Origin of the sequence: Citrobacter sp. Cf087 (assembly GCF_030334285.1) — a bacterium.
GTDB lineage: Bacteria > Pseudomonadota > Gammaproteobacteria > Enterobacterales > Enterobacteriaceae > Citrobacter > Citrobacter freundii.
Map to the genome: position 1 here is coordinate 375,270 of NZ_JAOWED010000029.1, position 14,306 is coordinate 389,575.

Here is a 14,306-nt window from a genome sequence, read left to right on the forward strand (position 1 = left end):
GTCATCTATGCGTCAGTTCTGGTTGAAGTACTTTACCACGACGGAAAAATCGTCCTGGTTGGCTTGCCTGAGCGCACCGCAGCGCTTAAAGATGCTCGAAGAGCTGATGCAGTGGGAGATGACATCTGACTCCTGAATTGGAAATTGCAGACATCATGTGTGACTGAGTATTGGTGCAGGCTGTATCCTGCCATTATATCTGAGCATCGCTGGTGGCTATTTTTTCACATGGCAAGGCGCGAACAGTGAAATTTGGTGAACCAAATAGGGTGTGAGCAACACAGCTATGTGAAAAAATGGCCCCAGCCCTCCGGGACGCGTGTAAAAAACGCATACTCTGCGTTGTCAGGCTTGGGAATAGATTTCTATACCCAGCGCCCTCCGCCTGGATTATGCGTTTTTTACCCAGCGTCGATGCCAGATATAATGGCAGGATACAGCCTCGTTCACCCGCCAGCAGGTATTATCTGCTGGCTTTTTTCGTTTCAGCTGCGCTTAAAAGGAAAGATATGCTCTGGATTATGACCATGGGACGGCGCCTCAACGGCGTTTACGCGGCATTTATGCTGGTCGCTTTTATGATGGGCGTGGCGGGGGCATTGCAGGCACCCACTCTGAGTCTGTTCCTGAGCCGTGAAGTCGGGGCGCAGCCATTTTGGGTCGGGCTGTTTTACACCGTCAATGCGATTGTCGGGATCGTCGTCAGCCTTGGCCTGGCGAAACGATCCGACAGCCAGGGCGATCGGCGTAAGTTGATCATGTTCTGCTGTCTGATGGCAATTGGCAATGCGCTGCTGTTTGCCTTTAATCGCCACTATCTCACGCTGATCACCTGCGGTGTGCTGCTGGCCTCGCTGGCGAACACCGCCATGCCGCAGCTGTTTGCGCTGGCGCGAGAATATGCTGATAACTCCGCGCGTGAAGTGGTGATGTTTAGCTCGGTGATGCGTGCGCAGCTTTCGCTGGCCTGGGTGATAGGACCGCCACTGGCATTCATGCTGGCGCTGAATTACGGCTTTACGGCGATGTTTTCCATTGCCGCAGGGATTTTTGCCATTAGCCTGGTGCTGATTGCGCTGATACTGCCGTCTGTCGCGCGGGTGGAGCAGCCTGTAGACGTGCCGCTGGAACAGACCGGCGGTTGGCAGGACAAAAATGTGCGTATGTTGTTTATTGCCTCCACGCTGATGTGGACCTGCAACACCATGTACATCATTGATATGCCACTGTGGATAAGTCTTGAACTGGGCTTGCCGGACAAGCTGGCCGGGATCCTGATGGGGACGGCGGCTGGGCTGGAAATTCCGGCGATGATTCTGGCAGGCTATTACGTGAAGCGCTTTGGTAAACGGCGAATGATGATCGCGGCCGTAGCGGCAGGCGTGCTGTTTTATATTGGTTTGATCTTCTTTCACAGCCGTACGGCGCTGCTGGTGCTGCAACTGTTTAACGCGGTATTTATCGGTATTATCGCCGGGATAGGCATGCTGTGGTTTCAGGATCTGATGCCCGGACGTGCGGGGTCAGCGACCACATTATTTACCAACAGTATTTCAACGGGAGTCATTCTGGCAGGGGTGATTCAGGGGGCAGTTGCGCAAAGCTACGGTCACTATGCCGTCTATTGGGTGATTGCGGTGATTTCGGTGGTTACGCTGTGGATGACCGGGCGGGTGAAGGACGTTTAGTCCGGCGCAGTCCTGGCGTCGCAGTGCCCGGACTGGCGATATTTTGCATTAGTTTTTGTCGTTTTTGTAGGCCGGATAAGGCGTTTACGCCGCCATCAGGCAACCTGTCCCTACGGCCTGAACGCGTTACGCTTATCAGGCCTATCCCTCTTTTTTTATCTTGCACGTAAATGTAACGTTGATCACATAACGATCATTTTCCTCTTTCTGGATCTTCTTTTTTCTACTGTTACGCGTATACAGTTACGCGTAACAGTTATCAAAAAAGGAGTTTTTTCATGAAAAACCTATTCGACCTGACCGGTAAACGCGCGCTGATTACCGGTTCCGCTCAGGGCATTGGTAACCTGCTGGCCAGCGGTCTGGCGGCGCACGGTGCTGAGATTGTTATTAACGACATTACCCAGCAGCGGGCGCAGGCGGCGGCGGACAAACTGGTGGCCGAAGGCTATCGCGCTGTTGGCTATGGATTTGATGTTACCAGCGGGGAAGAGGTGGCGTGCGCCATCGCGCAAATTGAAAAGGACGTTGGGGCCATTGATATTTTAATTAACAACGCCGGAATCCAGCGTCGTTATCCCTTCACCGAATTCCCGGAGGCTGAATGGGACAAAGTGATTGATGTAAACCAGAAATCGGTCTTTCTGGTATCACAGCAGGTTTCCCGCTACATGGTGCAACGCCGCCGCGGGAAGATTATTAATATCTGCTCAATGCAAAGTGAATTAGGTCGTAAAACCATTACCCCCTACGCGGCGTCAAAAGGCGCGGTCAAAATGTTAACCCGTGGCATGTGCGTGGAACTGGCGGAATACAATATTCAGGTCAACGGTATTGCTCCCGGCTATTTCGCTACCGACATGACCACCGCGCTGGTTAACGATGAAGCATTCTCCGCCTGGCTGTTCCAGCGCACGCCCGCTGCTCGCTGGGGTAACCCGGAAGAGTTGATCGGCGCGGCGGTTTATCTCGCTGCGCCCGCCTCTGACTTTGTGAATGGGCATCTTCTGTTTGTCGATGGCGGCATGCTGGCCGCTGTTTGATCGCTAACGAGGCCGCGGGAAGCAACCTCATCCTTTAATGATAATCCAAGGAGTGAGTATGAATATGCTCGCAAAACTGCCAGCGCGTCGCTGGTGGTATTTAATGCCGATTATTTTTATTACCTACAGCTTAGCTTATCTCGACCGCGCCAATTACGGCTTTGCCGCTGCCGCTGGTATCGAACACGATTTAGGGATCACCCAGGGCACGGCCTCGCTGATTGGCGCGCTCTTTTTCCTGGGATATTTCTTTTTCCAGGTGCCTGGCGCCATGTATGCCGTTAAACATAGCGTCCGTAAAATGATTTTTTACAGCCTGATCCTCTGGGGGCTTTGTGCCGCGGCGACCGGCTTTGTCAGCAATATCCCAACGCTGATGGCGATCCGCTTTATTCTCGGCATCGTCGAAGCGGCGGTGATGCCCGCGATGCTGATTTATATCAGCAACTGGTTTACCAAAACTGAACGCTCGCGCGCCAACACCTTTTTAATTCTCGGTAACCCGGTCACAGTGCTGTGGATGTCGATTGTCTCTGGCTACCTGATTGAAGCCTGGGGCTGGCGTGAAATGTTTATCATTGAAGGTATTCCTGCGGTGATCTGGGCTTTCTGCTGGGTGATTCTGGTGCGCGACAAACCGGCGGATGCGGGTTGGTTGAGCGAGCAGGAGAAACAGGCGTTACAGCAGGCGATGGACCGCGAGCAGCGGGACATCAAACCGATGCGCAACTACGGTGAAGCGATGCGTTCACGCAGCGTCATTATGCTTTGCGCGGTGCATGCGCTGTGGAGCATCGGGGTGTATGGCTTCATGATGTGGATGCCGTCGATTCTGAAAAACGCGGCGCAGATGGATATTGTGGCGGTGGGCTGGCTGGCGGCAGTGCCGTATCTGGCGGCGATCTGCCTGATGCTGACGGTTTCCTGGCTGTCCGATAAATACCAGAACCGTAAGCTGTTTATCTGGCCGCTGCTGCTGATTGCTGCCATTGCGTTCTTTGCCTCGTGGATGCTGGGCAACCAGTCCTTCTGGCTCTCTTACGCGCTGCTGGTCGTTGCCGCTGCCTGTATGTATGCGCCTTACGGACCGTTCTTCGCGCTGATCCCCGAACTGCTGCCGCGCAACGTCTCCGGCGTGTCGATGGGAATGATCAACAGTTTTGGCGCGTTAGGGGCATTCCTCGGCGCGTGGCTGGTGGGTTACCTCAACGGCGTGACCGGCGGGCCGGGCGTCTCCTACACCTTCATGGCGATTGCTCTGCTGTCATCGGTGGTGCTGATGTACTGCGTTCGTGCGCAAAATGAAACCACGTCGCCGTCGGCTGAGATGGTAACGCGTTAAGGTTGAGCGAGGAGTGCAGTCGCTAACCGGCTGTGATAAGGTTCTCTGCGAGCATAATGGGATGTTGGTCGTAGAGAACCTCATGAAAAACAATCGGATGACATTACAGGATATCGCTAATCTGGCCGGTCTGAATAAGATGACGGTCAGCCGTTATCTGCGTGACCCGAATCAGGTGTCGCAACGCAGCCGTGAATTGATTTCGAAAATCATGGAAGAGAACAACTACATTCCTAACCGCGCTCCGGAAATTCTGCTCAACGCACGTAGCAAAACTATTGGTGTGCTGATCCCCTCGTTTCGTAATCAGATCTTTGCCGACGTGCTGGCGGGAATTGAATCCGTCACCTCGGCTTGCCAGTACCAGACGCTGATCGCCAACTACGAATATGACGCCGAGCGTGAAGAACGCGAGGTTCTGAATCTGCTCTCTTACAATATCGACGGCTTGATCCTCACCGGAAAGCTGCATACCGAGCGGATGATCCAGTACGTGCGCGCCAGCGGCGTACCTGTGGCGGAACTGATGGATATTAGCGGCCAGTATCTGGATATACAGGTCGGTTTCGATAACGAAAAAGCGGCCTTCGAGATGACCCAGGCGTTTATCGACAGTGGAAAACGTCACATTGCGTTCTTTGGATCAATGGACGACCCTCGCGATTTGAGTCGTTACCGCGGTACCGAGAATGCGCTGGCTGCGCAGGGGCTGGAGGCGTATCACCTGGCGCCAAAAACGATTTCGTCGGTAGCGCTGGGGCGCAAAATGTTCCAGCAGGCGATGGCGGAAAAGCCGGATATTGACGCTATTTTCTGTACCAACGATGACCTGGCGGTTGGCGTGCTGCTGGAGTGTCAGGCACAGCAGTACGATGTGCCGGGAAAAATGGCGATTGCCGGTTTCCACGGGCTGGAAATTGGCCGTGCGCGGCTGCAAAAAATCGCCAGCGTGATTACACCACGCTTTGAGATTGGCAAAACGGCGGCGGATATTTTGATTAAACGTCTTGGCGGGAAGGATGCGCCGGGCAGCGTTAATCTTGGCTACCAAATCTATTACGGCGATACGCTGTAGGCGAAGAGTAGAGGCTGGCCACCGTGCGGTGACCAGCGGGAGAGATTACTGCATAAATGCTGGCTGCTTGTCTTCGTACTCGGTGATGGCTGCTTCATGCTGCAGCGTCAGCCCGATGCTGTCCAGACCGTTCAGCATGCAGTGGCGGCGGAAGTCGTCGATTTTAAAGCTGTAGGACTTATCGCCCGCTTTCACCACCTGCGCTTCCAGATCCACTTCAAATTTAATGCCCGGATTGGCTTTCACCAGGGTAAACATTTCATCTACCTGCGCGTCGCTCAGAGTCACCGGCAGCAGTTGGTTATTGAAACTGTTGCCGTAGAAGATGTCGGCGAAGCTTGGGGCAATCACCACTTTAAAACCGTAATCGGTCAACGCCCAAGGCGCATGTTCACGTGACGAACCGCAGCCGAAGTTTTCGCGCGCCAGCAGAATTGATGCCCCATTATATTCCGGGAAGTTCAAAACGAACTCAGGATTTGGCTGTTGTCCTTTTTCGTCCAGAAAACGCCAGTCGTTAAACAGATGAGCGCCAAAACCGGTACGCGTAACCTTCTGCAAAAACTGTTTGGGAATGATTGCGTCGGTATCAACGTTGGCGGCATCCAGTGGGACAACCAGGCCGGTATGCTGGGTAAATTTCTCTGCCATGGTGGTTTCCTTATTTGATGCTGCGAATGTCGGCAAAATGACCGGTAACGGCGGCAGCGGCGGCCATGGCCGGGCTGACTAAATGCGTGCGACCACCGCGGCCCTGACGGCCTTCAAAATTACGGTTGCTGGTGGATGCGCAGCGCTCGCCCGGATTCAGGCGGTCATTGTTCATGGCCAGACACATGGAACAGCCTGGTAAACGCCATTCGAATCCTGCTTCGATAAAGATCTTGTCCAGACCTTCTGCTTCCGCCTGCGCTTTCACCGGGCCAGAGCCCGGCACCACCAGTGCCTGTACGCCTGGCGCAACTTTACGTCCTTTGGCGATTTCCGCCGCGGCGCGTAAATCTTCAATACGCGAGTTGGTGCAGGAACCGATGAACACTTTATCGATAGCCACTTCCGTTAACGGAATACCTGGCTTCAGCCCCATATACGCCAGCGCTTTTTCAGCCGATGCGCGCTCAACGGGATCGGCAAAGGATGCCGGGTCGGGAATATTATCGTTCACCGAAATGACCTGACCCGGGTTTGTTCCCCAGGTGACCTGCGGCGCAATCTCTTCCGCTTGCAGGGTGATGACGCTGTCGAAAGTGGCGCCTTCATCCGTTTGCAGGGTTTTCCAGTAGGCGACCGCGTCGTCAAAGTCTTTGCCTTTCGGTGCATGCAGACGGCCTTCGACATAGTTGAAGGTGGTCTGGTCTGGCGCGACCAAGCCCGCTTTCGCGCCCAATTCGATCGCCATGTTGCACAGGGTCATGCGGCCTTCCATGCTCAGCGCGCGGATGGCTTCGCCACAAAACTCAACTACGTGTCCGGTACCGCCTGCACTACCGGTTTTACCGATAATCGCCAGCACAATATCTTTGGCGGTAATGCCAGGGGCTGCTTTACCGTTGACTTCAATCTTCATGGTTTTGGCGCGCCCCTGTTTCAGGGTCTGCGTCGCCAGAACGTGTTCAACTTCAGAGGTGCCAATACCAAACGCCAGCGCGCCGAACGCGCCGTGTGTAGCGGTGTGGGAATCGCCGCAGACGATGGTCATACCCGGCAACGTCACGCCTTGTTCTGGCCCCATCACGTGAACGATACCCTGATACGGATGGTTCAGGTCATACAGCTCGACGCCAAATTCGTTACAGTTCTTAATCAGCTCTTGCATCTGGATGCGTGCCATCTCACCCGACGCGTTGATGTCTTTGGTCTGGGTAGAGACGTTGTGATCCATGGTGGCAAAGGTTTTACCCGGCTGGCGTACCTGACGGCCATGCGCGCGCAGGCCATCAAACGCTTGCGGAGAGGTCACTTCATGCACCAGATGTCTGTCGATGTACAACAGCGGGGTTTCGTTTTGCGCTTCAAAGACGACGTGCGCATCAAACAATTTTTCGTATAACGTTTTGGCCATGATTACACCCCTTCTGCGACGTAACGGGCAATGATGTCGCCCATTTCATCGGTACTGACTGCGGCAGCGCCACGGGCTAAGTCACCGGTGCGGATGCCTTCTTCTAATGCGCGGTTGATGGCGCTCTCAATTGCGGTTGCCGCATCATTGGCATCCAGGCTGTAGCGCAGCAGCAGCGCCAGCGACAGGATTTGGGCGATAGGGTTGGCAATGTTTTTCCCGGCGATGTCAGGAGCGGAGCCGCCAGCAGGCTCGTACAAACCGAAGCCCTGATCATTCAGGCTGGCGGACGGTAACATGCCCATTGAACCGGTGATCATGGCGCACTCGTCAGACAGAATGTCGCCAAACAGGTTAGAGCACAGCAACACGTCGAACTGGGAAGGATCTTTGATCAATTGCATCGTCGCGTTGTCGATGTACATATGCGCCAGTTCAACGTCTGGGTATTCATTAGCAATTTCATTGACGATTTCGCGCCACAGAATAGACGTTTGCAGTACGTTAGCTTTATCAATCGACGTGACTTTACGGCGACGTTTACGGGCGGATTCAAACGCGATACGCGCAATACGTTCGATCTCGAAACGGTGATAAACCTCGGTATCAAAGGCTTTTTCATGTTGTCCGCTGCCTTCGCGACCTTTTGGTTGACCGAAGTAAATTCCGCCAGTCAGTTCGCGTACGCACAGGATGTCGAAACCGTTCGCGGCAATATCTGCGCGCAGAGGGCAAAACGCTTCCAGACCCTGATAGAGCTTAGCTGGGCGCAGATTACTGAATAATTTGAAGTGCTTACGCAATGGCAGCAGCGCGCCACGCTCTGGCTGCTGGTTTGGCGGCAGATTTTCCCATTTCGGGCCGCCAACGGAGCCAAACAGAATGGCGTCAGCTTGTTCACAGCCTTCAACCGTTGCAGGCGGCAGCGGCTGACCGTGGTTATCGATAGCGGCACCACCCACGTCGTAGTGGCTGGTGGTAATGCGCATGTTAAAGCGGTTGCGGATTGCGTCCAGTACCTTCAGGGCTTGCGCCATCACTTCCGGGCCAATACCGTCACCCGGCAAAACAGCAATATGATAATTCTTCGACATCACACGGTTTCCTTGTTGTTCTCGTTGTTCTGAGCTTTGCGTTGCAATTCTTTTTCGACTTCTTCGGCGCGCCAGATGTTGTTCAGCACATGAACCATTGCTTTAGCGGAAGATTCGACGATATCTGTCGCCAGACCGACGCCGTGGAAACGACGACCGTTATAGTTGGCAACGATATCCACCTGACCCAGCGCATCTTTACCGTGCCCTTTGGCGGTCAGGCTGTATTTCACCAGTTCGACGTTGTACTCAGTTACACGGTTGATTGCCTGATAAATGGCATCGACCGGACCGTTACCGTTCGCCGCTTCGGCTTTGACTTCTTCACCACAGGCCAGCTTGACGGAGGCGGTGGCGATGTCGTTTGAGCCGGACTGCACGCTGAAGTAATCCAGACGGAAATGCTCCGGTTCTTCCTGCTGTTTATTAATGAAGGCCAGCGCTTCCAGGTCGTAATCAAATACCTGACCTTTTTTGTCCGCCAGTTTCAGGAATGCGTCGTACAGGTTGTCCAGGCTGTATTCATTTTCTTTATATCCCATCTCGTCCATACGGTGTTTCACCGCGGCACGTCCGGAACGGGACGTCAGGTTCAGCTGTACCTGGTTCAGGCCGATGGATTCAGGCGTCATGATTTCGTAGTTTTCACGATTTTTCAGTACGCCGTCCTGATGGATGCCGGAAGAGTGGGCAAAGGCACCACTACCGACAATGGCTTTGTTAGCAGGAATAGGCATGTTGCAGATTTGGCTGACTAATTGACTGGTGCGCCAGATCTCCTGGTGATTGATGCGGGTCTGTACATTCAGGATATCTTTACGCACTTTGATCGCCATGATCACTTCTTCCAGTGAGCAGTTACCGGCGCGTTCGCCGATACCGTTCATCGCGCCTTCCACCTGACGCGCTCCGGCGTGAACGGCTGCCAGTGCGTTGCCTACGCCCAAACCTAAATCATCATGGGTGTGTACGGAGATGATGGCTTTATCGATATTTGGTACGCGTTCATACAGGCCAGAAATGATTGCCCCAAATTCGAAAGGCATGGTGTAACCGACGGTATCGGGGATGTTAATGGTTTTGGCTCCCGCGTTAATGGCAGCTTCAACCACGCGAGCCAAATCGGCGATAGGGGTACGGCCTGCATCTTCGCAGGAGAACTCCACGTCATCGGTATAATTACGCGCACGCTTAACCATGTAGACCGCGCGCTCAATGACCTCATCCAGCGTACTGCGTAATTTCGTCGCGATGTGCATCGGCGAGGTGGCGATAAACGTATGAATACGGAAAGCCTCAGCGACTTTCAGAGATTCTGCGGCAACGTCGATATCTTTTTCTACGCAGCGAGCTAAGGCACAAACGCGGCTGTTTTTAACCTGACGAGCGATAGTCTGAACTGACTCAAAGTCGCCCGGTGAAGAAACGGGGAAACCCACTTCCATCACGTCAACGCCCATACGCTCAAGGGCCAGCGCAATCTGCAGTTTTTCTTTCACACTCAGGCTTGCCTGTAACGCCTGTTCACCATCGCGTAAGGTGGTATCGAAAATAATGACTTGCTGGCTCATGGTTTAGGTCCTTGGTTTCTTAGGGCGCCTTGCTTCGAGCATAAAAAAACCCGCGCAACGGCGCGGGTTTTTTGTCTTAACTGGAGCTGACTTAATGCTGAATGTCGTCCACCAGTCTACCGCGCAACGAAGATGCGTTTAGTAGTAGTAGACCGTTGAAACGAGCAATGTAAGTCATCAATTAAGCTCCAGGCGAATGCGATATGCTTTTAGTGGTACTGGATATGAAGACTGATGTCAACCCTCACTCCAGCAAATGCCTCGTTAGAGGGGGGAAGTTTCTGCAAAACTTAAGCGAATTGTGCTGAATTTTTCGGGCTACATAAAATTAATCAGTTGATGGTTGTACATAATTTTCATGTTTTGACATATTTGAGCATAGTTATTTGCATTTATTGTAACGGCGAACTGAAGGAAAAATCGCTCTTGGAATTTCATATCTTGATGATTTATCTGTTTTTATAGTAATTATGAATGGCTATGGGTGGTGTAACACCACAAAATTGATAAATTAATGTTAACTTTTAATGTATTAATAATATAAACATTTAATTAAAACTTAAATACACATTCACTATACGTATGATTGTATATTCGCCATGCTTATGGTTATATTGTTTTTGAAATTTAAACATATGAATCACCGTGCAGTGACACTGCCACACTGCGATCGCATTGGTCTTTTGTTCATTTAGGTTTGTGCCTTTATGTTTTCCTAATTTTAATGTTTTTTCTTTTTCTCATCTTATATGTATGGTAAATCATATTAACGGAGATTATTTCTTCACTCCGTCTGGGAAAAGGGAGTTTAGAGTGACAGTGGAGTTAAATATGCCAGAAGTAAAAATAACAGATAAAACAAATATTATAGATATTGGGAAACCACAGCTTCGCATGGTTGATCTTAATTTATTAACCGTCTTTGATGCGGTGATGCAAGAACAAAACATCACCCGTGCCGCGCATACTTTGGGGATGTCGCAACCTGCTGTCAGTAATGCGGTCGCGCGCCTGAAAATTATGTTTAATGATGAGCTTTTTGTTCGTTATGGACGCGGTATCCAGCCGACAGCAAGAGCCTTCCAGCTATTTGGTTCTGTTCGCCAGGCATTGCAATTAGTGCAGAATGAACTGCCTGGATCGGGTTTTGAGCCAGCCAGCAGCGAGCGCGTATTCAATCTTTGCGTATGCAGCCCATTGGATAATATTCTGACCTCGTTGATTTATAATAGGGTTGAGCAAGTTGCACCAAACATTCATGTCGTATTTAAATCTTCACTCAATCAAAATACAGAGCATCAATTACGTTACCAGGAAACTGAATTCGTTATTAGCTATGAAGAGTTCCGACGTCCTGAATTTACCAGTATTCCGTTATTCAATGACGAAATGGTGTTAGTGGCAAGTAAAAAGCATCCGCGCATTAGTGGTCCTTTACTGGAAAGCAATGTCTATAATGAACAGCATGCGGTGGTGTCACTTGATCGCTTCGCATCATTCAGCCAACCGTGGTATGACACACCGGATAAACAATCCTCAGTGGCTTATCAGGGCATGGCATTAATTAGCGTTCTTAATATTGTGTCGCAAACGCATTTGGTCTCTATTGCGCCACGTTGGTTAGCAGAAGAATTTGCCGATTCTTTAGAACTACAGATCTTGCCTTTACCGTTAAAATTGAACAGCCGCACATGCTATCTTTCATGGCATGAAGCCGCAGGCCGGGATAAAGGACATCAATGGATGGAAGAGTTGTTAGTCTCCGTTTGTAAGCAGTAGCATTTAGCAGAGTAAACCGGACGGCGCATCCTGTTTATTCTGCTTTTAACTTTATAACTGAAATTTTATGCTGAACTCTATTTTTTACGTCTGTCCAAAAGTGTCAAAAAATAGAGTAATTGCTGTAAGTTCCCATTTTTAAGCGATTATTTATCATACTGATTGCTTATGCTGGTTTAATTCTCCGTTTATTCGCGTCTTTCCTCCTTTTTATTCTTATTTACTCCAGTGCCACCCCTTCGGAGTCAATTGCCATGCGTCATCGTCAGCGGTTAATGTGTTGTTAAACCGCAATTCATTATAAGAGTGAGGCAAGCCATGGAGATGTTGTCTGGAGCCGAGATGGTCGTCCGATCGCTCATCGATCAGGGTGTGAAGCAGGTATTCGGTTATCCCGGGGGGGCCGTCCTCGATATTTATGATGCCCTGCATACGGTCGGCGGTATTGATCATGTGCTGGTCCGCCATGAACAAGCGGCGGTACATATGGCTGATGGCCTTGCGCGTGCCACGGGAGAAGTGGGGGTCGTATTGGTCACCTCCGGGCCGGGGGCGACCAACGCGATTACCGGGATCGCAACGGCTTACATGGATTCCATTCCGCTGGTGATCCTCTCCGGACAGGTCGCAACGTCGCTGATTGGCTACGATGCCTTCCAGGAGTGCGACATGGTAGGTATATCCCGCCCGGTGGTGAAACATAGCTTCCTGGTCAAACAAACGGAAGATATCCCGCAGGTGCTGAAAAAAGCCTTCTGGCTGGCAGCAAGCGGTCGTCCGGGGCCAGTGGTGGTGGATTTGCCGAAGGATATTCTGAATCCGGCGAAGAAACTGCCTTATAGCTGGCCGGACTCGGTGAGTATGCGCTCGTATAATCCGACGACGACGGGACATAAAGGACAGATAAAACGGGCGTTGCAGACGCTGGTCGTGGCGAAGAAACCGGTTGTCTATGTGGGCGGTGGTGCGGTCAATGCCGCTTGCCATGAGCAGTTAGCTCAGATTGCTGAAGCGCTGAATCTGCCGGTTGTCTCCTCGCTCATGGGGTTGGGCGCGTTTCCGGCCACGCATCGTCAGGCGCTGGGCATGTTGGGCATGCACGGTACTTACGAAGCCAATATGACCATGCATCATTCCGATGTGATCTTTGCCGTCGGCGTTCGCTTTGACGATCGAACGACGAATAACCTGGCAAAATATTGTCCGAATGCGACCGTGCTGCATATCGATATCGATCCGACCTCTATTTCCAAAACCGTTACTGCGGATATTCCGATTGTGGGGGATGCCCGCCTGGTGCTGGATCAGATGCTCGAACTGCTGGAGCAGGAGAAATCTCAGCAGCCGCTGGATGATAATCGTGACTGGTGGCAACAGATTGAGCACTGGCGCGCCCGTCAGTGTCTGAAATACGACACGCAAAGCGAAAGTATTAAGCCGCAGGCGGTGATTGAAACCATCTGGCGTCTGACGAAAGGGGAGGCGTATGTGACTTCTGACGTTGGCCAGCACCAGATGTTTGCCGCACTTTACTATCCGTTCGATAAACCGCGTCGCTGGATTAACTCAGGCGGCCTCGGCACTATGGGATTCGGTTTACCTGCGGCGTTAGGGGTGAAAATGGCTTTGCCGGATGAAACGGTAGTGTGCGTCACCGGGGATGGCAGCATTCAGATGAATATCCAGGAGCTGTCGACGGCGCTGCAATATGAACTGCCGGTGCTGGTACTCAACCTTAACAACCGTTATCTCGGCATGGTCAAACAGTGGCAGGACATGATCTACTCCGGGCGTCACTCACAGTCTTACATGCAGTCGCTGCCCGATTTCGTGCGCCTTGCTGAGGCTTATGGGCATATCGGTATCCAGATTAATCGGCCTGAAGAACTTGAGAGCAAGCTGGGCGAAGCGCTGGAACATGTGCATAACCATCGTCTGGTGTTTGTCGATGTCACCGTCGACGGTAGTGAACATGTCTACCCGATGCAGATTCGTGGGGGGGGGATGGATGAAATGTGGTTAAGCAAAACGGAGAGGACCTGATTATGCGCCGGATATTATCAGTATTGCTTGAAAACGAGTCAGGTGCATTATCGCGTGTGATTGGCCTCTTCGCCCAGCGTGGTTACAACATTGAAAGCCTGACCGTCGCGCCGACCGACGATCCGACCTTATCGCGGATGACGATTCAGACGGTAGGGGATGAGAAAGTCCTTGAGCAGATCGAAAAGCAGCTCCACAAACTGGTGGATGTTCTGCGCGTTAGCGAGCTGGGACAGGGCGCCCACGTTGAACGAGAAATCATGCTGGTGAAAATCCAGGCCAGCGGTTATGGCCGGGAAGAAGTGAAACGCAACACGGAGATTTTCCGCGGGCAAATCATCGATGTCACGCCTTCTATCTACACCGTACAACTGGCGGGCACCAGCGATAAGCTGGATGCGTTTCTGGCAACGCTGCGTGAAGTCGCTAAAATTGTGGAAGTTGCTCGCTCCGGCGTGGTTGGGCTTTCCCGCGGCGATAAAATCATGCGTTAATCATGATCGGGTTCTTAATTCGCAAGCCCAACGACTCAGGTTGGGCTTTTTTTTGCGAAATCAGCGGTAACCAGAGACAAAAGCGGTTGCCGGAGTCATTATTCTGCGCTTAGAT

Annotated in this window: 13 protein-coding genes; 8 read left to right on the forward strand and 5 right to left on the reverse strand. The window is 51.9% G+C overall.

From position 1 onward, the window contains the following. The first annotated feature begins 7 nt into the window (after positions 1 to 7). The 5 genes from sgrT (at position 8) to idnR (ending at position 5,148) form a co-directional block, all read left to right on the forward strand. Entirely contained in the window at positions 8 to 136 is a 129-nt protein-coding gene (sgrT, locus tag OGV57_RS13225) for a glucose uptake inhibitor SgrT (RefSeq protein WP_003018817.1), read from the forward strand. A gap of 373 nt (positions 137 to 509) precedes the next feature. Further along, a complete protein-coding gene (locus OGV57_RS13230; RefSeq protein ID WP_032948516.1) occupies positions 510 to 1,688 on the forward strand; it encodes a sugar efflux transporter in 1,179 nt (392 codons plus the stop codon). A gap of 278 nt (positions 1,689 to 1,966) precedes the next feature. Then, positions 1,967 to 2,731: a gluconate 5-dehydrogenase gene (gene idnO, locus OGV57_RS13235; RefSeq protein ID WP_016149547.1), complete on the forward strand. Its 765-nt coding sequence runs from the start codon at positions 1,967 to 1,969 to the stop codon at positions 2,729 to 2,731. Between the two features lie 58 nt (positions 2,732 to 2,789). Continuing rightward, positions 2,790 to 4,073 (forward strand): MFS transporter, encoded by a 1,284-nt coding sequence (locus OGV57_RS13240; RefSeq protein ID WP_003837412.1) that lies wholly within the window; start codon positions 2,790 to 2,792, stop codon positions 4,071 to 4,073. 82 nt (positions 4,074 to 4,155) lie between these two features. Further along, complete coding sequence (idnR, locus tag OGV57_RS13245; protein WP_044699207.1) at positions 4,156 to 5,148, forward strand: DNA-binding transcriptional regulator IdnR; 993 nt, start codon at positions 4,156 to 4,158, stop codon at positions 5,146 to 5,148. Positions 5,149 to 5,193: 45 nt separating this feature from the next. Here the strand turns inward: idnR and leuD are convergent, their stop codons facing one another. The 5 genes from leuD to leuL form a co-directional block, all read right to left on the reverse strand. Continuing rightward, on the reverse strand, positions 5,194 to 5,799 hold the full coding sequence (gene leuD / locus OGV57_RS13250) for a 3-isopropylmalate dehydratase small subunit (RefSeq protein ID WP_016149550.1): 606 nt from the start codon (positions 5,797 to 5,799) through the stop codon (positions 5,194 to 5,196). Positions 5,800 to 5,809: 10 nt separating this feature from the next. After that, positions 5,810 to 7,210, reverse strand: a complete 1,401-nt coding sequence (leuC, locus tag OGV57_RS13255) for a 3-isopropylmalate dehydratase large subunit (RefSeq protein WP_016149551.1) — start codon at positions 7,208 to 7,210, stop codon at positions 5,810 to 5,812. Positions 7,211 to 7,212: 2 nt separating this feature from the next. Next, positions 7,213 to 8,304, reverse strand: a complete 1,092-nt coding sequence (gene leuB / locus OGV57_RS13260) for a 3-isopropylmalate dehydrogenase (RefSeq protein WP_003837420.1) — start codon at positions 8,302 to 8,304, stop codon at positions 7,213 to 7,215. Further along, the gene (gene leuA, locus OGV57_RS13265) at positions 8,304 to 9,875 is read right to left on the reverse strand and encodes a 2-isopropylmalate synthase (protein ID WP_003837421.1); all 1,572 of its coding nucleotides are present in this window, start codon (positions 9,873 to 9,875) and stop codon (positions 8,304 to 8,306) included. Before leuA ends, leuB begins: the two co-directional genes overlap by 1 nt. 91 nt (positions 9,876 to 9,966) lie before the next feature. After that, positions 9,967 to 10,053 (reverse strand): leu operon leader peptide, encoded by an 87-nt coding sequence (gene leuL, locus OGV57_RS13270; protein ID WP_048998978.1) that lies wholly within the window; start codon positions 10,051 to 10,053, stop codon positions 9,967 to 9,969. A 653-nt stretch (positions 10,054 to 10,706) separates the two neighbouring features. On the opposite strand from leuL, the gene leuO reads away from it, so the two are divergent. The 3 genes from leuO to ilvN all read left to right on the forward strand — a co-directional run bounded on the left by leuO (position 10,707) and on the right by ilvN (position 14,191). Next, the gene (gene leuO, locus OGV57_RS13275) at positions 10,707 to 11,654 is read left to right on the forward strand and encodes a transcriptional regulator LeuO (protein WP_003837423.1); all 948 of its coding nucleotides are present in this window, start codon (positions 10,707 to 10,709) and stop codon (positions 11,652 to 11,654) included. Positions 11,655 to 11,972: 318 nt separating this feature from the next. Continuing rightward, a complete protein-coding gene (ilvI, locus tag OGV57_RS13280; protein ID WP_071684525.1) occupies positions 11,973 to 13,697 on the forward strand; it encodes an acetolactate synthase 3 large subunit in 1,725 nt (574 codons plus the stop codon). A gap of 2 nt (positions 13,698 to 13,699) precedes the next feature. After that, complete coding sequence (ilvN, locus tag OGV57_RS13285) at positions 13,700 to 14,191, forward strand: acetolactate synthase small subunit (protein WP_003829566.1); 492 nt, start codon at positions 13,700 to 13,702, stop codon at positions 14,189 to 14,191. The last annotated feature ends 115 nt before the right edge of the window (positions 14,192 to 14,306 follow it).

Coding starts and splice junctions, on each gene's coding strand:
- sgrT (WP_003018817.1), top strand. CDS start 8: ATGCGTCAGTTCTGGTTGAAGTACTTTACCACGACGGAAAAATCGTCC.
- leuC (WP_016149551.1), bottom strand. CDS start 7,210: ATGGCCAAAACGTTATACGAAAAATTGTTTGATGCGCACGTCGTCTTT.
- ilvI (WP_071684525.1), top strand. CDS start 11,973: ATGGAGATGTTGTCTGGAGCCGAGATGGTCGTCCGATCGCTCATCGAT.
- idnO (WP_016149547.1), top strand. CDS start 1,967: ATGAAAAACCTATTCGACCTGACCGGTAAACGCGCGCTGATTACCGGT.
- OGV57_RS13240 (WP_003837412.1), top strand. CDS start 2,790: ATGAATATGCTCGCAAAACTGCCAGCGCGTCGCTGGTGGTATTTAATG.
- leuD (WP_016149550.1), bottom strand. CDS start 5,799: ATGGCAGAGAAATTTACCCAGCATACCGGCCTGGTTGTCCCACTGGAT.
- leuL (WP_048998978.1), bottom strand. CDS start 10,053: ATGACTTACATTGCTCGTTTCAACGGTCTACTACTACTAAACGCATCT.
- leuA (WP_003837421.1), bottom strand. CDS start 9,875: ATGAGCCAGCAAGTCATTATTTTCGATACCACCTTACGCGATGGTGAA.
- ilvN (WP_003829566.1), top strand. CDS start 13,700: ATGCGCCGGATATTATCAGTATTGCTTGAAAACGAGTCAGGTGCATTA.
- leuB (WP_003837420.1), bottom strand. CDS start 8,304: ATGTCGAAGAATTATCATATTGCTGTTTTGCCGGGTGACGGTATTGGC.
- OGV57_RS13230 (WP_032948516.1), top strand. CDS start 510: ATGCTCTGGATTATGACCATGGGACGGCGCCTCAACGGCGTTTACGCG.
- idnR (WP_044699207.1), top strand. CDS start 4,156: ATGAAAAACAATCGGATGACATTACAGGATATCGCTAATCTGGCCGGT.
- leuO (WP_003837423.1), top strand. CDS start 10,707: ATGCCAGAAGTAAAAATAACAGATAAAACAAATATTATAGATATTGGG.